Origin of the sequence: Allocatenococcus thiocycli, assembly GCF_921292965.1 — a bacterium.
Classification (GTDB): Bacteria; Pseudomonadota; Gammaproteobacteria; order Enterobacterales; family Vibrionaceae; genus Vibrio; species Vibrio natriegens.
The window spans coordinates 62,901-83,128 of sequence record NZ_CAKLCK010000023.1; the positions used below are offsets into that span (position 1 = coordinate 62,901).

Below are 20,228 nucleotides of genomic sequence, written 5' to 3' on the forward strand. Positions count from 1 at the left end.
ATCATTGAAACCTAATTTGATACCGCTTTCCGTTAAGAAAAGAAATACCTAATTGGATTATCATCAACGAGTGCCCACACAGATTGATAGGTCTATATTGTTAAAGAGCTTACTTTGCGAGAAGTTTTTCTCTCAAAGCGGAGGCGTATTCTAATGAACTAATTCTTGGTGTCAAACACTTTTTAAATTAATTTTTAGAAGCTTTTAATTCGCCTTGTTGCCAACTGCTTTTGCGTTTCCGCTTTGCCCTGACAACGGAGGCGCATTATAGGGAGATGATTTTTCTTGGCAACCCTTTTTGAAGAAAAAATTCAAAAAAAAGCGCTGAGTGATGAAATCTCACTCAAACGCTTATTTTTAGCACTCATTTGTTAATACCAAGTAGCAAATAGGCAATCAGAATGTATCCAACCAAGACTCTTCAAAGCTTGTAATATCAAGTGAAAGCGATTTGCTCACTTCGATCTCTTCTATGGTTTCTAATTCTTTAGTTACGCTACTCATGGTGAGCGTGTTGTTGTCTAACTCGAATACTTGTCTTTGTGTGGTGTAGTAGAACTTGAGAATGGTCAGCGCTTTCAAATCATCCGAACTTGCAGCAGCTTTGATATTTTTTAGCTTACGGTAAATCTTGTTGTGTATTTGCTTAAGCTTCCAAACGTACAGAACTTCTCGCATGTAAGGGTGAGTTTTAAATTGGTTTAACAAAGAGAGGGACGTCGCGAGAGACAGAAGTACGCCAATCAAATTCCAATGAAAGTTACCTGTAGATTGTTCCGGTTGAATATTGGTATTGCCAAAAAGACTAATGAGTAGCGTACTGAAGGCTAATGAAGAGACAGCAAGCAATACAACAAAGCCGCCAATCACCAGGTTTACTTTCTTTTTATAGACTTCTTTATTGATTTTTTTAATTTCCATATACCACTCCTAAAGGGTTACCCCTATTGTAGCGGCGAGAATCGGCACCACAATCGTAGCTTTGTAAGTAAGTTCATAATTCTCGCATCAAAGCGTCGTCTGGGTATATACTCCGCGCATTCACTCTTCATATATAGAGGCTAAATTCATGCGCTCTTTTGTTTTACGAGCTCGTGCTGCACCAACCACCAGCAAAGCACTACTCGAAGGTGTCGGTCAGGAAGCACACACTGAGATCCTTGCTCACACTATGATGAACACTATGTTTGTTGCACAGTCACATCGTGAAGACGTCGTTGTGTACCTGGTTCTTGAGAGCACCAAAGATTACTCCCGCACGATTACGATTCGATCGAATGATATTACTAATATTGGTGGATTCCACGAGTCGACGTTGATCGCTGCTGTAGCTCGCGCTTTGGATGCATCGGTTGGTATGGGCAAAGAGCAGCTGCGTGACGTTGAGCCAGGTATTACGGTTCGTACCATTAGTTTCGAGCGTTTGGTTCAAGAACTGGCTGAGGACCATCAGCTATATATGTTGGATAAGAAAGGCGATTTCGTTCGTGATGCAGAAATTGGGGCAAACCCTTGTTTCTTGCTAACTGATCACATTCCAATGCCGAAGAAGTCATTCAACAGTTTGAAACGCCTTGGGACAGAAAAGATCAGCCTTGGTCCTAAGATGTTGTTTGCTTCTCAGTGTGTAGTACTGATTCACAATGAATTGGACATTCGCGAATTCTAGTGCTTCGCTTACGAATAGTGTCACTGACAGATGGTAAAAAACGAAAGAGGACTCCATGGAGTCCTCTTTTTGTTTCTCAATTTCTGGTGGTAGCCTTATTTACCACCAATGCTCAAACGTGCAAAACGCACATCTGGTGCAAAGAAAGTTCGGCTGTCATTGATTAGCTGAGTATCTCCAACCGCGTCCACTTCTTGCAGCATTTTGTAGAAGTTACCCGCAACAGTAATACCACGTACAGGCTGAACTCGTTGACCATCTCGGCATAAGAACCCGCTAGCACCAAACGAGAAATCACCGCTGACAGCATCGGCGCCAGAATGAACACCCTGAAGTTCTACTAGTTCAAGGTACTCACCCGCTTTAACTTCAGCAACACTGCTCTTGCCCGTAGCAATCACTTTGTGGTTAGCAGCAACATCTAGGCTTGATTTCGCTCCTCGAGCAGCACTCGCGGTTGAAACGGCTCCTAAGTAGCTTGCAGTGTGACTGTTGTGCAATAACGTATTGAGCTGACCATTCTCAATTAACACGTTGTCCTGCGTTGCAAAGCCTTCACTATCGAAACCACAAATCGCCATACCATTTGCCATGTATGCGGTGTCAGTCAGGGTGATCAATTCACTTGCAACGCTTTGACCAAGCTTGTTACCCAATGGTGTAATCCCTTTCACTGCGCTTACACCAGAGAAAGCACTGCCGAATGCACCGAACAAACTGCTCAGCGCATCGATATGGAAGATAGCTGGATAGTTGCCAGTTTTAACCGGACCGCCATCAAGCAAGTCACGGGCTAAGTTGTAACCCTCTTCAATACAGAAAGCCGAGTTCAACTCGTCGAAACGGCGGCCGACTGACATCTTACCCGCCATCGACTGCTTACCGCCTTTTTCAAAAAGCGTGTAGGCGTAACAGTTGAAAGAGCGCTCGAAGTGCTGACACAGAGTACCTCGCGTATTAGCAATGATCAGTTGAGTTTCACCATCGCTATAGCCGTTGTATGGCGAGCTTGAAGCATGAGGTAAGCTGACCACACCTTGCTCAAGCGCAAGAGAAAGCTCGATTTTTTCATCAACAGACGTGGTGTCTTCCTGCGCAATTTCCGCAACATCCGTCGTGATCTGGCTGTCTACACAGCTGATTGTTTGATGTTCATCTTGCTTGGAGAAGCGAGCACTCTGCAACGCATTAGTCAGCATCAAATCTAGGCTTGGCTGTTCTAATGACTCAGAATAACTGGTCGCTACTCGTGCGTCTTTTACCACTCGAACACCGAGTACCTGGCTCGAGCTTACTTTGTATTCATCCAGCTTGCCTTGGTTCGCTTTCAAAGAGAAGCTGCTGTTGCGGTTAACAATCACATCCGCTTCTGCGCCTTGGCGTTTAGCTTCTGACAGGACGTAATCAACGGCATTAAGAAGTTGTTGTTCTTGGCTCATTAGTTACCACCTCCTACCAGAATATTGTCGACTTTCAGCGAAGGCTGACCGACGGTTGTTGGTACAGCACCACTCACAGAACCACACATACCCGGAGCAAGTGCCATGTCCTTACCCACCATGCTGATTTCTTTCAGAACTTTAGGGCCAGTACTGATCAGCGTTGCCGCTTTGAGTGGTTTGGTGATTTTGCCGTTTTCGATCAGATAAGCTTCACGTACTGCAAAGTTGAACTCGCCAGTACCTGGTTGAACAGAACCGCCGCCCATTTTCTTGGCGTAAATACCGCGCTCAACACCTGCCAGCATATCGTCCAGTGAATGCTCACCTTCTTCAATAAAGGTGTTACGCATACGCGAAGTCGGAGCGAACTTGTAGTTTTGGCGACGGCCTGAACCGGTTGGCTCATAACCCGTTTTCATGCCGCCCATTTTGTCGACCATAAAGCTGGTTAACTTACCGTCTTTGATAAGTTGAGTGCGCTGAGTAGGCAACCCTTCGTCATCGACATGAATTGAGCCCCACTCGTTGGTCATGGTGCCATCATCGACTGCGTTCACGGCCGTGTGAGCAATCATTTCGCCCATCTTGTCATGGAATACGGATGCTTTCTTCGCGACCGATGTTGTTTCAAGCAAGTGACCACAAGCTTCGTGGAAGATAACACCACCAAAACCATTGCCGATAACCACTGGCATTTCACCTGATGGACAGGCATCCGCTCCAAGCTTAACCAAAGCTTGCTGAGCGATAGTCTGACCCAGTTCCTTGGCATCTAACTGCTCACTGAACTCCCAGCCAGCCAGTGCACCAGGACCTTCCATGCCAGAAGATTGCTCATTGCCTTTTTGAGCAACGGTGTTACCTGCGACGCGAATGTAATGACGCGTATCATCAACGTGTAAACCTTCCGAGTTGAAGATAGATACCTGCTGCTCTCGCTGTAACACACTACCAATAAACTGGCTGATGTATTCACTTTCCGCTCGTGCCGCTTGATCAACTTTTAAAAGAAACGCGATTTTAGAATCCAGATTGGCGTCTTTACTCAGAGGCAAACGGCATCCGTGCTGAACTGGGTAGCGATTCAAATTAAGAGAACCCGCAGATGCGATTTGCTCACGTTTGTCTTTCGCAGCCAGCAACGAGGTGACGCGTTTGAGTTCTGCTTCGTCTGTGCTGTTGGTGTACCCATAAAGCACTTTGTGACCGAAGAAGAGGCGAATACCGATACCAAAATCAATACCGGAATTGACCTTATCCACCTCACCAGATGCTATCTGGACGGTGTTGGTTTGATGATGTTCAACGAATAGCTCAGCGAAATCAGCTCCTAGAAAAAGAGCGTGATCGATCACTGACTTCGCTGTTACAGAATTAAGCATGAAGTCTCCTTGCTTGATGATCGTCTTAGCCTTCCTAAATAACTTACTGTTAATTCAGTAAAGTTAAATTGGCAACACGTTAAATTTTAACAGTTTATTAACCTTGTTTTGTGCTAATCCTTGCTAAGTGAGACCACGATTGTTTATTAAATATTCCAGTTTCTGCACATAAACCAGAGAGTTGCACTGGTCAATTCCGCGCTACAAAACATATAAAGGCTACTCTATCACTCACAACACACAAATGAACACTTAAAAAACGTATCCCTTAAGTAAGTGTCCTGCTATCATCAAAACGAAATAGTCGGGGGGCCACGTATTACGCGTTGGCTGAGATCGAAATTCGAGACCCGTTGAACCTGATTCAGTTAGCACTGACGTAGGGAACTATGAGCACTTTGCCTTTCGCCTAACATACTAGGCACGCTGCAGCGGATACGAAAATCGATCTGCCTACCGTGGTCAAAGTCAGTTCCTATACGTCTTGTAATAGGAGCGACCATGACGCAGCAATCACAGCCTAATTCCCACAAGACGCCATCTGCAACAACCCCAATCGTTTTGACGATCGCTGGATCAGATAGCGGTGGCGGCGCTGGTATTCAGGCAGACATTAAAGCCATGTCTGCAACGGGCAGTTTTGCATGCTCTGTCATTACTGCAATTACCTCGCAAAATACTCAAGGCGTCTCAGCCATTTTTCCTATTCCACTTGAGCACGTTGAAAGCCAACTCGATGCGGTATTTACTGACCTTAATATCGTGGCCGTTAAAGTCGGCATGCTGGCCGATGCCAACATCATCAAAGTGGTGGCTAACAAAATTAAACAATACCAACCGAAACATCTGGTCATTGACCCGGTAATGGTCGCCACCAGCGGTGATTTATTGCTGGAGCACTCTGCGATAAGCACGTTAAAAGAAGAACTCATCCCTCTCGCAGACATCATCACCCCAAATCTTCCTGAGGGCGCAGCGTTAACCGGAAAAGCAGCACCGCAATCCGAAGCTGAAATGAATGAGATGATTGCGGATCTCCGTGAACTCGGCGCAAAAGCAGTTTTGTTGAAAGGCGGTCACTTGGAGAAAGGTGAAAACAGCAGCGACCTACTGATCATGCAAGACTCTTCAGAACTCATTAGCGCGAAGCGCTTCCCAACCAAGAACACGCACGGTACGGGATGTACGCTTTCTTCTGCTATTGCGTCTTACCTTGGACAAGGCAATAACCTGCACAAAGCCGTGCACTTAGGTAAACAGTACATCTCTCAAGCGATCGCCCATGCCGATGAACTGGAAGTCGGTAAAGGTCACGGCCCGGTTCACCACTTCTTCGCAGGCCACACGTATGTGCGCTAACGCGATTGGTATTCAGTTTAGTCAAGTAAACCTCCAATACAATGACAGCCAGGCACCCACTCTGGCAGGAGTGAACATAACCATTCCTGCAGGTCAGTGGACGGTTTTACTGGGGCGAAGCGGCTGCGGTAAAACCACCATTTTGCGCTATCTCGCCGGTTTACTTGATGAACAGGTGAAATGGCAAGGTGAACTGACGACCTCTGACGGAATAGCTTTGCACGAGCGTATCGCTTACATGGCTCAACAGGATTTGTTACTGCCGTGGCTCAACGTGCTGGACAACGTTTGTTTGAGTTCTCGCTTTTCTCACGCCAACTCAAATTCAACCGATGAGAAGCAGCGCGCTATTCAATTGCTCGAACAAGTTGGATTAGCTGACTACGCCTACGCTAAGCCAACGCAACTTTCCGGAGGTATGCGCCAGCGTGTTGCCCTTGCTCGTACACTGATGCAGGACAAACCTGTGGTCTTGATGGACGAGCCTTTCTCTGCACTCGATGCCGTTACTCGTCATAAGCTGCAAACCTTATCGGCCACGCTGCTCAAAGGAAAAACGGTCGTGCTGATTACTCACGATCCGCAAGAGGCCGTTCGTCTTGCCAATCAATTGTATGTACTGCAAGGCACGCCTGCACAAGCTAAACATCTGCTGGTGCCAGATACGATGCCTCCTCGCGTGCTTGATGGCGAATGTGCCGCCTTGCAACAAGCGATCTTGGATCAGCTGGAGAAAGATTATGAGTGATATGACTCAATACAACTCCGTCTCAGAACGTATCAGCAAAAAAGAACGAGTCACCCACCCAGCTCTGCGCTTGGTGATCAGCACTGCGGTCATTTTAGGCCTGTGGCAACTGATTGTCGTGGCGTTCAATATGCCCAGCTTCATTTTGCCTGCGCCTGTTGATGTGCTGAATAGATTGATCTCCCGCTATGACGTGTTACTCGCACACACCTGGGTCACCGCACAGGAAATCCTGCTTGGTCTTGGACTCGGCTTGTCGATGGGATTGCTGTTTGCGCTGCAAATGTTGCTGTTCGAACCACTAAAACGCTGGCTGCTACCGATTCTGATTGCTAGCCAGGCGATTCCGGTATTTGCCATTGCACCCGTTCTGATGCTTTGGCTTGGCTACGGCATCGCTTCAAAAGTCGTGATGGCAGCGATCATCATCTTTTTCCCTGTTACGACTTGTTGTTACGACGGTTTACGCAATACCCCAACCGGATACCTGGATTTGGCGAAAACGATGGGCGCTTCGAAATGGCTACTTCTGCGTCACATTCAGTTGCCCGCGGCACTGCCAACATTGGCTTCAGGCATTCGTGTCGCAGTCGTTATCGCCCCAATTGGAGCGGTCGTCGGCGAGTGGGTCGGTTCAAGTGAAGGCTTGGGTTATCTCATGTTACAAGCCAACGCACGCATGATCATCGACGAGATGTTTGCCGCACTGTTTATCCTCGCCGTGCTGTCCATCGCACTCTACTTCATCACTGACAAATTATTGAAAAAAGCCATCCCTTGGGAAAGCAAATAGATAAAACAAATAGAGATCACCAAAAGGAAGATTACCCGTGAATAAAAACAAACTTATTAGCGCTGCAGCTCTGCTTGCTTCAATTGTTTCAACTAACGCACTGGCGGCCGAAAAAGAGCTGACTTTGATGTTGGATTGGTTCGTGAATCCGAACCACGGCCCTATCGTTATTGCGAAAGAGCGTGGTTACTTTAAAGAGCAAGGCTTGAAGATCAACATTCAAGAACCTGCCGACCCAAGCACACCACCTAAACTGGTTGCCGCTGGCAAAGTGGATATGGCGATTTCATACCAACCAAGTCTGACGATTGATGTTGCCGCAGGCCTGCCGCTTATCCGCTCTGCAACGTTAATCGCAACACCACTGAATACCATGATGGTGCTGGACAATGGTAAAAACGACAGCCTTGCCGATCTAAAAGGCAAGAAGATCGGTATTGCTATCGCGGGTAATGAAGAAGCAACCATCGGCACAATGTTGGCACAAGAGAATGTGAAGTTTTCTGACGTACAAATCATCAACGTTGGCTGGGCGCTATCTTCCTCTCTGGCATCAGGTAAAGTGGATGCAATTTGGGGTGGACTACGTAACTTCGAAACTAACCAGCTTGCGTTAGAGGGTTACCAAGCTAAAGCCTTCTTCCCGGAAGAACACGGCGTGCCAGCATATGACGAACTTGTGTTTGTCGCGAATGCAAATACATACGACAAAGAGGCCATCAAAGCCTTCAACAAAGCGCTTGAGCAAGCCACTACTTACATCGTGAACCATCCAAAACAATCTTGGAAAGAGTTTGTTGCTTACTCCCCAGACACGCTGAACAATGAACTGAACCAACGCGCCTGGAATGACACTTTGACTCGTTTCGCGCTTCGCCCATCCGCAGTTGATCTAAAACGCTACGACGATTACGCCGAGTTCATGTACTCACAAAAAATCATCGAAACGCTACCAAAAGCAAAAGATTACGTGCCTAGCTTTGACTAATTCTGAGGTTATCCCATTATGAAATACCAAGATTTGATCGACGCTTGCCGTCAAGACTGGCAGGAATACACCGAGCACCTATTCGTTCAGCAATTAGCGCAAGGCACGCTTGCTCAACCTTGTTTTCTGCATTATTTGAAACAGGACTTTTTATTTCTCAAGCAATACGCGCGCGCTTACGCATTAGCGATTTATAAAGCACGTACTTTGTATGACATGCGTCGCGCACTGCCAAGCGTTCATGCGTTGTTGGATTCAGAAATCGCTCACCATGTTACTTACTGTGGTCAATGGGGCTTGACTGAATCCGATCTGGAAAACGAACCGGAAGATTTCGGCACCGTAGCCTACACACGCTATGTGCTAGATGCAGGTATGACGGGTGATTTGGTTGACCTGTATGCGGCATTAGCGCCTTGCTCTATCGGCTATGCGGTTATTGGCAAAATGTTGATGGAAAATGAAAACACCATCATTGAAGGTAACCCATACGCTAGCTGGATCACCCTCTATGGCGGTGAAGAATTCCAGTCAGGTGTTGCGGAGGGCGCAGCGCACTTTAACGAGCTATTGGCTGAAATCGATATCAATAGCCAGCGCGGCCAGAACCTGATTCAGGTATTCAAAACGGCAACGCGTATGGAAGTCGCTTTCTGGCAACAAGGCTTAAATGCTCAGCAAGATTAATTGGAGACGCCCATGTTAATTGAAAATATCACTCAAGCATTAACCGCTGTACGTCAACAAAAACCGTTGGTTGTGAACATCACTAACTACGTTGTAATGAACAACACGGCGAACGCTCTGCTGGCAATTGGTGCCTCTCCAATCATGGCGCACTCCAAACAAGAGATGGCAGAAATGATGTCATTTGCTGGCGCGCTGGTGATCAACATTGGCACGCTCGACAGCGAGTGGACACCTCGTATGATCTTTGCGGTAGAGCAAGCCAATGCCAATGGTAAAGTTGTCGTCCTCGATCCTGTAGGCTGCGGCGCAAGCAGTCTGCGAACAGAAACATCTCGCCAGATAGCGCGCCTTGCGGACAAACTTATCATTCGTGGTAACGCGTCAGAAATCATTGCTCTGGCTGGTGAACAAGCTCAGAGCAAAGGTGTCGATTCTCTGGATAGCAGCGATGCTGCTTTAGGTGCGGCTGAGTTTTTGGTTGCAGAATATGGTGCAAACGTTGTGATCTCTGGCGAGACAGATTACATCGTGACGAAATCGCAGACCGTAACACTCGGCAATGGCCACGAAATGATGCCATACGTAACGGGAATGGGTTGTACGTTATCTGCACTCACTGGCGCATTTGCCGCGGTGGGTGATGAAACCGGTTTGGCCGCCGCTGCCGTACTTGGCGTAGCGGGTGAAATAGCCGCCGAACAAGCGCGCGGTCCGGGCAGCTTACAATTAACCTTGCTTGACGAGTTGTATCAGCTTGATGAACAAACACTGGCAAAACGACTCAAGCTTACCGTCATTCAAGACTAACAACTTAACATCGATGCCTCCGGCTCATAACGAAGAGTTGGAGGCATAAAGGAAACAAAATGAACGCCTATCGTTTGTATTTGGTCACCGATGACCAACAAGATCTTGCCACGCTCAAGCATGTGGTCAGTAAAGCAGTGGAAGGTGGCGTGACCATGGTGCAAGTTCGTGAGAAACATGGTGACGTACGTGCTTTCATCGAACGGGCTCAAGCGGTAAAAGATATCCTCAAAAATACTAACGTACCTTTGATAATCAATGACCGAGTTGATGTTGCACTTGCAGTCGATGCTGACGGCGTGCACCTCGGTCAATCGGACATGCCTGCTCATATCGCACGCGAACTGATTGGTCCAAATAAAATCCTCGGTTTATCCATTGAGGATGAGCAACAACTCGCGGAAGTCGACGCCCTACCCATCGATTACATAGGCTTAAGTGCCATCTATGCGACACCGACCAAAACCAACACCCAAAAACACTGGGGTATAGATGGTTTAAAAATGGCACTCAATACTACATCTCTGCCGATCGTCGCGATTGGCGGGATTAACGAATCCACTATCCCAGCACTAAGTGCAACGGGTGTACACGGTTTGGCTCTGGTATCGGCTATCTGTCATGCCGACGACCCTAAACTGGCTTGCGAGTACTTACTTAGCCTAATGGCCTGATATACCAAGAACAAATGAGGTAATGAGTTTCTTCAAACCATTTTCACTCTACTTTTGCGATTTGACACATCTTTGATAAGTTTTTCACGCCCAGTGGCGTAAGATAACTGTCTATATTCCCGGTTGTAAAAGTTCTTAATGAAAACAAAAAAATACGGATTGATGATGCTCGCCTTGTTTGTTCTTGGCATCATCCCATTGTCACTCTCCTCTTCATATCAGAATCTCTCCTCTCCAGTATCGGACGGACTCGGTATCACCTTCACTTTATTGACAGACTCCGCTGGCAATAAGGGGTTTCTTATCACTCTGATCTTGTTGATTCTGTCTCTCTATCGATTTAGACCCAGCTATAAAGAGTGGATGCAGAAGCTGTCTATGCTTGGCTTACTGTTAGTGATTGGTTTTGTCTGTAAAGCAGGCTTAAAACTGATGACAGAAAGCCCACGCCCATATACCGAACTTTTGGCTGCCGAGCAGCTTATAGACACACCAGAGTCTTTTTATCAGCTAACAACAGAACAACAATCGAGCGCGATTGAACACGTCTCAAACCAAGTCAGCGATTGGAGAACCCGCCATTGGCAAGGAGAAAAAGACTACTCTTTTCCTTCTGGACACACGATTTTCGTCGCAATTTGTCTGGCATTCTTTGGAGGCTTAATGCTGCAACAGCAATGTTACTTTTCCGCTTTTTCACTTTGGTTTTGGGGAGTCAGTGTCGCGTACAGCCGTTTGTGGTTGGGCATGCATCGCCCTGAAGATTTGATAGGTTCAGTGGTATTTGTCGCCGTGATGTTTACACTTCTGCCCACATTTCAGGTCACTAAAAAGATGCCGTTTGTTGCTTTGGCGCCGCGCTAATACGAACGAATTTGAAATAAAAAAGAAGCCAGCGAATTGCTGGCTTCTTGCTTTCAAATGCTACTTGTTGCTACCCATTTTTAGGTGGCTCAAACGCGGTGAGTTCTAACTCAGGGCCGGTATATTTTTCGATACGAACCAGTGCCGAGTTTGCCGCGCAGCCATTGCCGAGTCTGGAGGTCGGAATATCCAGTGTCAGCACATTACAGCCACCGTTCTTACATATCCCGGTATTTGGATCCAGATCTGGCCAGCCACCTTCGTGAATACAAACCGAACCTTGCTTGATGCGATCCGTCACTTCTGCGCCGACTAACACCTGCCCCCGGCCATTAAAAGCTCGAACAAGATCACCCGTTTTTATGCCGCGGGATTTCGCATCTTCAGGGTGAATCCAAATCGGTTCACGGTTCGCAATCGCGTACTCTTCGCGGATTTTCGCGTAGTTAAACTGACTGTGAAGACGATGGGCTGCGTGTGCCGTCATGAGCTGCAACTCTCCATCTTGCGCATTACCCGTATATTCTGTTGGTTCGAACCAAGCAGGGTGCGGCAAACAGTCATCTAGCTGATAGCCTTCAATCGTCTTCGAGTAGATTTCAATTTTGCCACTAGGCGTACCAAGAGGGTTCAAAACAGGATCTTCACGGAAGTCAGCATAACGGACAAACTGAGCGTTTTTCTCGTTCCATTTCATCTCGATCAGCTGGTTGTCTTCCCAGAATTTACTGAAGTTCGGCATTGCTACGCGAGAGCCACGACCACCTTGTTGCGCCACTTTGTAAAACCCGTACAGCCATTCCATTTCCGTTTTGCCTTCGGTGTAAACATCTCGTCCACCCGGAGCGATCATCTCCGCCATATCGGCAAAAACATCGAAGTCGTTACGCGCTTCTCCCTGAGGCTCAACCACCTGCTTCATTGGAACCAAGTGCTGGTTACTGTAGTCACCCGTCATGGTCATATCGTTGCGTTCAAACGACGTGGTAATTGGCAGAACGATATCGGCATGCTTCGCAGCAGCCGTCCAGTAAGGTTCTGAAATCACGATCAGTTCAGGTTTTTGCCATGCTCTGATAAGACGATTGGTATCTTGGTGATGAGTAAAGTTTGCGCCACCAGCCCACCAAATCATTTTGATATCAGGGAACGTCAGCTCGTGACCATTGTGATGATAAGCTTTGCCTGGGTTTTCCAGCGCTTCCACAATTCGCGCCACAGGGAAACTTTGTACAGCCCCCGACACCGCCCAGTCATTACCCGCAGATGAACCGCCACCTAACGATGCTGAAATTGCAGGAAGTACACCCGCATCTCGGGCAGGATTGCCACCATTAGAGTAGTGGTATGAGAGACCGAAACCGCCGCCCGGCAAGCCAATCTGACCCAGCATAGATGCAAGCGTAACCAGCATCCAGTGACGTTGCTCACCGTACTGTTGACGCTGCATGCCCCAGCCAGACATTAACATGGTGCGGTTTTTACTGAAGATATCTGCCAACAGCTCTAGTTGCTTAACAGACACACCACAGATACTTGACGCCCATTCGGCTGATTTCTCTACCCCGTCTTCTTCGCCAAATAAGTACGCTTCGAATTTATCGTAACCCGTGGAGTACTTCTCGAGGAAAACTTTGTCATGCTTACCTTGTTTGACTAAAGTGTGCGCAATACCCATCATCATCGCTACGTCAGTCATTGGATGCGGCGCGATCCACTCGGCATTATCACCAAAGAATTCGATGGTTTCAGAACGAATCGGGTCAATCGCAATCACCGTCTTGCCCGATTTTTTCAGTTGATGGAAAAACTCAAGACCCGCGCAATCAGTTGAGCTCCACGCAATCTTTAGGGTGTTGATTGGGTTTAAACCCCAAAGTACCACCACGTCACTGTGCTCAAGAACAACAGGGTAAGTGGTTTGTTGCTCATAGACTTCAATCGAACCGACAACGTGCGGCATGATGATCTGTGCGGCCCCCGTAGAGTAATCGCCTAGGTGACCAGAATAACCGCCCGCCATACTCATGTAGCGTTGCAGCAGGGTCTGCGCTTTGTGCAGCACGCCGCTAGAACGCCAACCATACGAGCCGGCGAAAACAGAAGCTGGACCATAGGTTTTACGAATACGCATGTGTTGCTCATGAATCAGCTTGTAAGCCTCATCCCAGGACACGCGTTCAAATTCATCACTGCCTCGAATGCCTTCGGGTGAGGATGGGTTTGCCAGGTAGCCTTTTCGCACCATTGGGTATTTAACACGAGCCTTAGTATGCACTTGGTCTGGCCCAGTGCTTTGCAGGCTGTTTGGTACCGTCTGAGGCAGCGCATTCGTTGTAGAAATCAGTTTGCCATCTTGCACTTCACACAGCATCGGGCCCATGCGACCAGCCGTTAAGATGCCTTTACCACGCGCATCCGAAGAGGCAACGGACAACGGTGAAAATGAAGTGAATGCCATCGCACCGGCCGCCATACCAGTGCCTTTCAGAAATCCGCGGCGGGTCATATTAGTCATAATCGTTTCCTTCTATTTATCGTTAGTGACCAACCACATCTTTCGCGTGGTGCTGGAAGAACTTAGTCAGAATTTCTAGGTTTTCGGCGGTAATATCCGTGCGATCACCCATACTCTTCGCGACTGGTCCCCATGCGTTCACCGTGAAGTGATTTGAAGGAATCTTCGCATGACAAGTTGCACAGTAAACATTGTCCAACTCTTCTGCGTATGACCATACTGGCTCTAGCGTATCTACGACTGGAGAATCAATCGTGCCAGTTAAAGAAACAGAGCGCCATTCGTTACCGTATACATCAGCAGCAAACTCGCCACCTTCAAGCGCTTGCTGACCTTGCTCTGTCAGTGTGGCGACAATTGCACGTTGACCTTCACCCATGTAGAGCACTTGTTCAGCCCCTTTCATTTGGTAAGCGTTCAGTTTAACCGTGCGAGCATCACCTTCCGTACTGACAACATCTAACTTCGTTGTTGGATTAATAGTACCCAACTCACCCATATCGATAGCTGTGACTGGGTAAACCACTTCTGCTCCAGGAGAGGTTTGAGTGGTAAAGCTCATGAGTGTTTCAAACGCTTTACTGTCGAGTTCGGCCTCTGGTGCGAAGTGAGCCACACCTTTGTGACAATCAATGCAAGTTTGATTGTTTGCAATTCCGTACTCGTGCATTTTTACAGCATCACGTGATTGCTCAAACGGTTCCATCGCATCAAAGTCGTGACACGAACGACAGGTTGCAGAATCATTTTCGCGGAACTGCTCCCAAACCATTTCAGCCAATTCTTTCCGGTGCGCTTCGTATTTTTCAGGCGTATCTATTTTGCCTGTGATGAACTCGTGGTAAATATCCTTCGATGCACGAATTTTCGTAATCAAATAGTCGACAGGTTCATGAGGGATGTGACAGTCAGAACATTCTGCGCGAATGCCTTTTGCGTTACTAAAGTGAACAGACCCTTGATACTCTTTATAAGGTGTTTCCATGGTATGGCACGAGACACAAAACTCCGTAGATGAAGTGTAATGCATCACCGCAGCCGATCCCCCGAGGGTTAACCAACCAACCCCTATCCCAACCGCTAATAACAAAATAATAGTTCGTTTTTTCATTGTAATAACTCGCAACACTTGCTCACAAATTGTAATTGTAGGTTGTAAACTAATACTTTGTGGGTAGGTGGCACATGATCCACGTCATACGCTACTGATTTCTGTATCTCAAGAATGAAATATCGCCACATTGATCCCATTAATAAAGTTTCAGCATTAATAATTTGAATAATTCGTCACTCACAAAATAAATGCCTTTTATAAATGCAACCAATTGAACAATGTATAAAAAAGGTGAGAAACTGTCTGTTGAGCCCCATGCAGATAGGAAGCGTATGTCGATTCAACTATCCACTCCCAGAACAACAATGACACCTATCGGAGAAAACGACTGGGCATTATTTCATCGTCTTCATACTGAAAGGGATATCATCTCTCTCTGTTTCGATGCACCCAACGAGGAACAGTTAAGAGAAAAGTTCGCATCGCGCTTATCAACCTGGACACCGAAGAGCAAACACTGGCTTTGCTTGGTGATAAAAGATTCCGTAACCGAACAACCGATAGGTATCACCGGGTTTGTTGTTCATAACGGAGCTGCAGAAGTCGGCTATTTACTTCTGCCAGAGTTTCATGGCAAGCAATTAGGTACCGAAACTCTCGAAACCGTAATAAGCTGGGCACATACGCAACATCAGATCAATGTATTTTCTGCCACGGTGACTGAGGGGAATATCGCCTCTGAACGTGTGTTGGAAAAATGCGGCTTTGGCCTAGTGAAAGTCATCCCAGAGGCTTATGAAATAGGCGGTATTCGTTTCGCAGACAAAATCTACGCTCTGGAAATATAAGAACGTTAACAGAGTGAAAGAGGGAAAATTCAAACATGATTTATCTATTCGATTGGGGCAACACATTAATGGTCGACTTCCCTCACGCAAAGGGGAAAATGTGTGACTGGAACACTGTCGAAGCGATCCCTCAGGCCAAAGAGGTTTTGGCAGCGCTCTCACAAAATCATCAGATTTACATCGCGACCAGTGCGTCAGATTCAGTAATGGAAGATGTCCAGCGGGCGTTCCAGCGAGTTGATTTAGACCAGTACATCAACGGTTATTTTTGCTTTGCCAATGTCGGCATTAAAAAGAATCGTGCCGAATTTTACCAAGCGGTGGCGAAAATCCTGGGTGCTAAAGAAAAAGAGTTGACCATGATTGGTGACATACCGACCAAAGATATCTACCCAGCGATCGAAGCGGGATTAAATGCTATATGGTTTAACGCTGCTGGTGATCCCGCTCCAGGTCAACCCATTGAGCAGCAAATCCGCTGTTTGTCGGAGCTGGTTTCAGACTAAGTACCATCGTTCACCATATCAACAAAAAACTCCACATGACGTGGAGTTTTATCTTTTTTTCTCAGACAGATCTAAATCATTTCTTTGTCCATAACCGTGCGACGTTCTCGGCCAAATTAGCCACGTTAGTTTCCGCTTCTGTCATCGCATCCGCTAAACTCATGGCTCTTGGCACACAAGGAAATACCGCATCAATACCGCATTGATAAACGGCTTGATAGTTGTCGCCCACACAGCCAGCCAACGCTATTACTGGTAGGTTAAATTGCTTCGCCACTTTCGCGACCCCCATCGGAGTTTTCCCGTGAGCCGTTTGATGGTCAATTCTTCCTTCTCCGGTAAAAACAATATCAGCATCGGCAACATGATCCGCTAATTTGACCGTCTCTAATACAATTTCAATGCCCGGTCGTAAACGGGCAGACGTATAACCTAGCAGTGCAGCCCCCATGCCACCTGCAGCACCTGCACCTTCTCGGGTGAGTACATGCTTACCTGTGACTTGTTCTGTCAACTCACCAAATTTACGCAATGCATTATCCAGCACAGAGATATCAGTGGTTGTCGCTCCTTTCTGTGGCCCAAAAGTTGCCGAAGCACCTTTTTCACCACAAAGAGGGTTATCCACGTCACACGCTACGAGTATTTCACATTGTGCTAAACGGACGTCGAGGCCTGACGTATCGATGGAAGCGAGATTAATTAAGCCACCACCGTTTGTGGCAATTGCATTCCCCGATTCATCAAGAAACTTAACGCCCAACGCAGCCAACATACCGACACCACCGTCATTGGTTGCACTCCCGCCCAAACCAATGATTAAACGTTGCATACCACGATCTAAAGCATGTTTAATCAACTGACCAGTACCAAAACTGCTGGTCAGTTTAGGATCACGATCTTCCGCAGGAACAAGATGCAAGCCACTGGCTTCTGCCATCTCAATCACGGCAGTTTCACCATCGCCGAGAATGCCGTAAAACGCCTGAACCTCTTTATTTAAAGGGTCAAAAACAGTAGTGAATACTTGCTCACCTTGAGTTGCATCAATCAAGGACTGGACAGTACCTTCGCCACCATCGGCAACGGGGACCGTAACAAACTCAGCATTATGCCAAACACGAGCAAGACCTGCCTTTATCGCTTCGCTAACTTGCTTGGCGGTTAAGCTTTCTTTAAATGAATCAGGTGCAATTACCACTTTCATATCTATTTCCTGAGACTTATAAGAGAACGAGACTCAAAATGTATACCAACGCCATTGCAGTAACACCTTGAATTAGAGTTGCCATGGTTTGCGCTCGATACGCCAAACCGACTGACATTCGGCTAAACTGAGAAACAACCCAGAAGAAGCTATCGTTTGCATGTGAAACCGTCATCGCACCCGCACCAATTGCCATTACAGTCAGCACGCGGCCCATTTCTGAATCCAAACCAAGCTGCGTAAGCATTGGCGCTACCAAAGCAGAGGTAGTCACCAAAGCAACGGTTGAAGAACCTTGCGCTGACTTTAAAGCTGCGGCAACAATAAACGGCATAAAGATACCAACACCTAACGCTGATAATGTCGTACCAAGGTAATCACCAAGCGGCGTCGCTTTTAGCACCGCACCAAATGCACCACCAGCACCAGTAATCAATAGAATAGGCGCTGCCGCCGTGATGCCTTGGCTAATGCGCTCACCAAACTCTTCAATCTTACGGTCTGATTTTAATAGGCGAACTGAAAGGAACAAGCCAATGACCAATGCCGTCAAAGGTTGACCTAGGAAAGTCAGTACATCAAACAGTATACCCTCACCTAACGGCAAGCTTGGGAATTTTGCAATAGAGCCAAAACAGATCAGTAAGATTGGAACAAAAATTGGAGCAAATGCCTGGCTTGCGGTCGGAAGTTTGCCGTAAGAGGCTTTCAGAGCTTTCCAGTCATGTTGAATTTCTTCTGCTTCAAGGCCATCAGGCTCAACATGTTTGAATCGGTTTGCCCATAACATACCTGCTAACGCTGCGACCGCCGCTACAAAGATACCCACGCCAATAACCAAACCAAGGTTAGATTCCAAACCAAGGTTACCTGCTGCTGCAATAGGACCCGGAGTTGGCGGTACAAAGGTGTGTGTCGCGTATAAACCCGTCGCCAGTGCCACACTCATCGCCACACTTGACGTTTTGAGTCGCTTGGCCAGTGACTCTTTCAAAGAGTTAAGAATAACGAAGCCAGAATCACAGAATACTGGCACAGAAACGATGTAACCGATAATACTCATCGTGAGGGTTGGAAAACGCTCACCCAGCACTTTAATCACAGTATCCGCCATGGTTATCGCTGCGCCACTTTTTTCCAGGATAACACCGATGATGGTACCTAGGACGATAACTAAACCGATGTATCCAAGGATACCGCCAAAGCCAGAAGCGATGGTTTTAGCGATGCTATCGGCAGGTAAGCCATATGCAAACGCAGCAAGAAACGCCGCGATTATTAAAGCCAGGAAGGGATGTAACTTAAATTTGGTGGTGGTAAGCACGATAAACGCGATCACCCCGAGCAGGATTAATATAAGGTTCATGATAACTCCATTTATTTTTATTGTATCGAGCTGAGTCAAACGACTCGCTCACTCAATATGTAGGGACGTTAGAATTATCAATTGATTGCGATCAAATTCCTTTAGGCCGAGTAACAAATGATCGGAATAGAAAATTGGCCGTTATTGGGCCAATGCACAATATTAGGTCATTTTTGAGAGCCGGGTCGCAATATATAGCTCAGCTAAACCCACAAAATCTGTAGTGGATAAACCGGTAATTTCCGTGATCTTATCCAAACGATACCTAAGTGTATTTCTATGAATAAACATAGTATTAGCGCACTCTTTCACGTTCCCGTCGCATTCGAATAATACATCCAGTGTTTTCAGTAACTGACCAGATTTATCTTTGCCCTTCAACAGGTTCACACTATCAATAATTTGTTCACCCTGCCAAATATCCGCCAAAGGAGCCAACAACACCGGCAAGCGTAAATCATCAAATAAGTATTTACGTCGCTCTGGGTAAAACTGCTTCCCAACGGCTAATACTTGCTTAGCACTTTGATACGATAACGCCACATCTTTGGGCTCGCTAAATACCTGACCAAGAGCAATATGAAAGGTATGTGAGTCATGGTCACTTAAGCGAGACATCAGTTTATCAATCCGTTCGCTTTCTATTTGGCTGTTCCACTGTTTGATACTTTGACACGGCTTAAGAACGACAATTTCGTTTACAGAGACAATGGCGACAAGGTTATTTCGTTCTGGATATTCCAACAGCTCAACAATATTTCGCACACTTTTCATGCTTTTCGAGGCTGATGAAGTCGAAACTTCAATTACCGTAGCGACTCTGGGCTGAGTAATATCAATCGACAGTCGCATTGCCCAATCTTTAAGCTCTTCGTCGGTTAAACTGCCCTTGATCCAAGACAGAATAAACTCCTCTCGATGACGCCTATCCCACTGAAACTTTTCGACCAATGCGGCTTGTTCAATGGTGAGCTCAGCCGTCATTTTAACCAAACTCGCAAAATCGCGTATGGTATCTGGCTCTCCAGTAACACCTACCGTGCCTACCACTTCACCATGAAGTTTGAGCAGCATATTGATACCCGGTTTCACGCCCTGCAAAGTGGAACATTGCTGTTGAGTTAATTCTAAGGATTCCCCGTGACTTATCGCAAGCACCGCCCCGTCATGCACCTGCCCAATTCGCTTGGCGTCACCGCTGCCTATAATGATGCCAGATGAGTTCATCACATTAACATTGTGACCAATAATAGACATGGTTCTGTCGACGATCTCCTGTGCGAGCACATGATCCAGAATCACCATAACGTTTC

At 46.8% G+C, this 20,228-nt stretch carries 18 protein-coding genes, 1 pseudogene and 1 riboswitch; of the genes and pseudogenes, 11 read left to right on the forward strand and 8 right to left on the reverse strand.

Translation table 11 applies throughout. The annotated features are described in order from the left end of the window. Positions 1-396: 396 nt before the first annotated feature. Complete coding sequence (locus L9Q40_RS08110) at positions 397-921, reverse strand: DUF3087 domain-containing protein (protein WP_409389087.1); 525 nt, start codon at positions 919-921, stop codon at positions 397-399. A 148-nt stretch (positions 922-1,069) separates the two neighbouring features. Between L9Q40_RS08110 and trmY the strand changes: the two genes are divergently transcribed. Then, positions 1,070-1,669 (forward strand): tRNA (pseudouridine(54)-N(1))-methyltransferase TrmY, encoded by a 600-nt coding sequence (gene trmY / locus L9Q40_RS08115; RefSeq protein ID WP_020335118.1) that lies wholly within the window; start codon positions 1,070-1,072, stop codon positions 1,667-1,669. A gap of 95 nt (positions 1,670-1,764) precedes the next feature. On the opposite strand, the gene L9Q40_RS08120 is transcribed toward trmY, so the two are convergent. Together L9Q40_RS08120 and L9Q40_RS08125 are read right to left on the reverse strand one after the other, a co-directional pair. Further along, entirely contained in the window at positions 1,765-3,108 is a 1,344-nt protein-coding gene (locus tag L9Q40_RS08120) for a TldD/PmbA family protein (RefSeq protein ID WP_498793005.1), read from the reverse strand. Next, the gene (locus L9Q40_RS08125) at positions 3,108-4,493 is read right to left on the reverse strand and encodes a TldD/PmbA family protein (protein WP_014233509.1); all 1,386 of its coding nucleotides are present in this window, start codon (positions 4,491-4,493) and stop codon (positions 3,108-3,110) included. The genes L9Q40_RS08120 and L9Q40_RS08125 overlap by 1 nt, the downstream gene beginning before the upstream one ends. A 295-nt stretch (positions 4,494-4,788) precedes the next feature. Continuing rightward, a riboswitch (TPP riboswitch) is annotated at positions 4,789-4,896 on the forward strand. Between the two features lie 98 nt (positions 4,897-4,994). Between L9Q40_RS08125 and thiD the strand changes: the two genes are divergently transcribed. The 8 genes and pseudogenes from thiD to L9Q40_RS08165 all read left to right on the forward strand — a co-directional run bounded on the left by thiD (position 4,995) and on the right by L9Q40_RS08165 (position 11,416). Further along, on the forward strand, positions 4,995-5,852 hold the full coding sequence (gene thiD / locus L9Q40_RS08130; protein ID WP_020335114.1) for a bifunctional hydroxymethylpyrimidine kinase/phosphomethylpyrimidine kinase: 858 nt from the start codon (positions 4,995-4,997) through the stop codon (positions 5,850-5,852). Beyond that, positions 5,842-6,600 (forward strand): ABC transporter ATP-binding protein, encoded by a 759-nt coding sequence (locus L9Q40_RS08135; protein WP_498793006.1) that lies wholly within the window; start codon positions 5,842-5,844, stop codon positions 6,598-6,600. Before thiD ends, L9Q40_RS08135 begins: the two co-directional genes overlap by 11 nt. A 58-nt stretch (positions 6,601-6,658) precedes the next feature. Further along, a pseudogene (locus tag L9Q40_RS08140) lies at positions 6,659-7,393 on the forward strand (ABC transporter permease); the annotation flags it as partial. A gap of 37 nt (positions 7,394-7,430) precedes the next feature. Next, positions 7,431-8,381, forward strand: a complete 951-nt coding sequence (locus L9Q40_RS08145; RefSeq protein ID WP_020335111.1) for an ABC transporter substrate-binding protein — start codon at positions 7,431-7,433, stop codon at positions 8,379-8,381. 18 nt (positions 8,382-8,399) lie between these two features. Further along, complete coding sequence (gene tenA, locus L9Q40_RS08150) at positions 8,400-9,068, forward strand: thiaminase II (protein ID WP_498793007.1); 669 nt, start codon at positions 8,400-8,402, stop codon at positions 9,066-9,068. A 12-nt stretch (positions 9,069-9,080) separates the two neighbouring features. Next, on the forward strand, positions 9,081-9,878 hold the full coding sequence (gene thiM, locus L9Q40_RS08155) for a hydroxyethylthiazole kinase (RefSeq protein WP_498793008.1): 798 nt from the start codon (positions 9,081-9,083) through the stop codon (positions 9,876-9,878). 59 nt (positions 9,879-9,937) lie between these two features. Beyond that, a complete protein-coding gene (gene thiE / locus L9Q40_RS08160) occupies positions 9,938-10,552 on the forward strand; it encodes a thiamine phosphate synthase (RefSeq protein ID WP_330470215.1) in 615 nt (204 codons plus the stop codon). A 138-nt stretch (positions 10,553-10,690) separates the two neighbouring features. Continuing rightward, positions 10,691-11,416: a phosphatase PAP2 family protein gene (locus L9Q40_RS08165; RefSeq protein WP_498793009.1), complete on the forward strand. Its 726-nt coding sequence runs from the start codon at positions 10,691-10,693 to the stop codon at positions 11,414-11,416. A gap of 70 nt (positions 11,417-11,486) precedes the next feature. Here L9Q40_RS08165 and L9Q40_RS08170 read toward each other — a convergent pair whose 3' ends face one another. Further along, positions 11,487-13,934 (reverse strand): molybdopterin guanine dinucleotide-containing S/N-oxide reductase, encoded by a 2,448-nt coding sequence (locus L9Q40_RS08170; protein ID WP_498793010.1) that lies wholly within the window; start codon positions 13,932-13,934, stop codon positions 11,487-11,489. A gap of 22 nt (positions 13,935-13,956) precedes the next feature. Next, a complete protein-coding gene (locus tag L9Q40_RS08175; protein ID WP_024372614.1) occupies positions 13,957-15,051 on the reverse strand; it encodes a NapC/NirT family cytochrome c in 1,095 nt (364 codons plus the stop codon). A 269-nt stretch (positions 15,052-15,320) separates the two neighbouring features. On the opposite strand from L9Q40_RS08175, the gene L9Q40_RS08180 reads away from it, so the two are divergent. Further along, entirely contained in the window at positions 15,321-15,836 is a 516-nt protein-coding gene (locus tag L9Q40_RS08180; RefSeq protein WP_498793011.1) for a GNAT family N-acetyltransferase, read from the forward strand. 35 nt (positions 15,837-15,871) lie between these two features. Next, a complete protein-coding gene (locus tag L9Q40_RS08185; RefSeq protein ID WP_118120775.1) occupies positions 15,872-16,342 on the forward strand; it encodes an HAD family hydrolase in 471 nt (156 codons plus the stop codon). A 76-nt stretch (positions 16,343-16,418) separates the two neighbouring features. Here the strand turns inward: L9Q40_RS08185 and L9Q40_RS08190 are convergent, their stop codons facing one another. The 3 genes from L9Q40_RS08190 to L9Q40_RS08200 form a co-directional block, all read right to left on the reverse strand. After that, entirely contained in the window at positions 16,419-17,549 is a 1,131-nt protein-coding gene (locus L9Q40_RS08190) for a glycerate kinase (RefSeq protein WP_498793012.1), read from the reverse strand. Between the two features lie 16 nt (positions 17,550-17,565). Beyond that, a complete protein-coding gene (locus L9Q40_RS08195) occupies positions 17,566-18,915 on the reverse strand; it encodes a GntP family permease (RefSeq protein WP_014233495.1) in 1,350 nt (449 codons plus the stop codon). A gap of 162 nt (positions 18,916-19,077) precedes the next feature. Further along, on the reverse strand, positions 19,078-20,220 hold the full coding sequence (locus L9Q40_RS08200) for a sugar diacid recognition domain-containing protein (protein ID WP_420660024.1): 1,143 nt from the start codon (positions 20,218-20,220) through the stop codon (positions 19,078-19,080). Between the last annotated feature and the right edge of the window lie 8 nt (positions 20,221-20,228).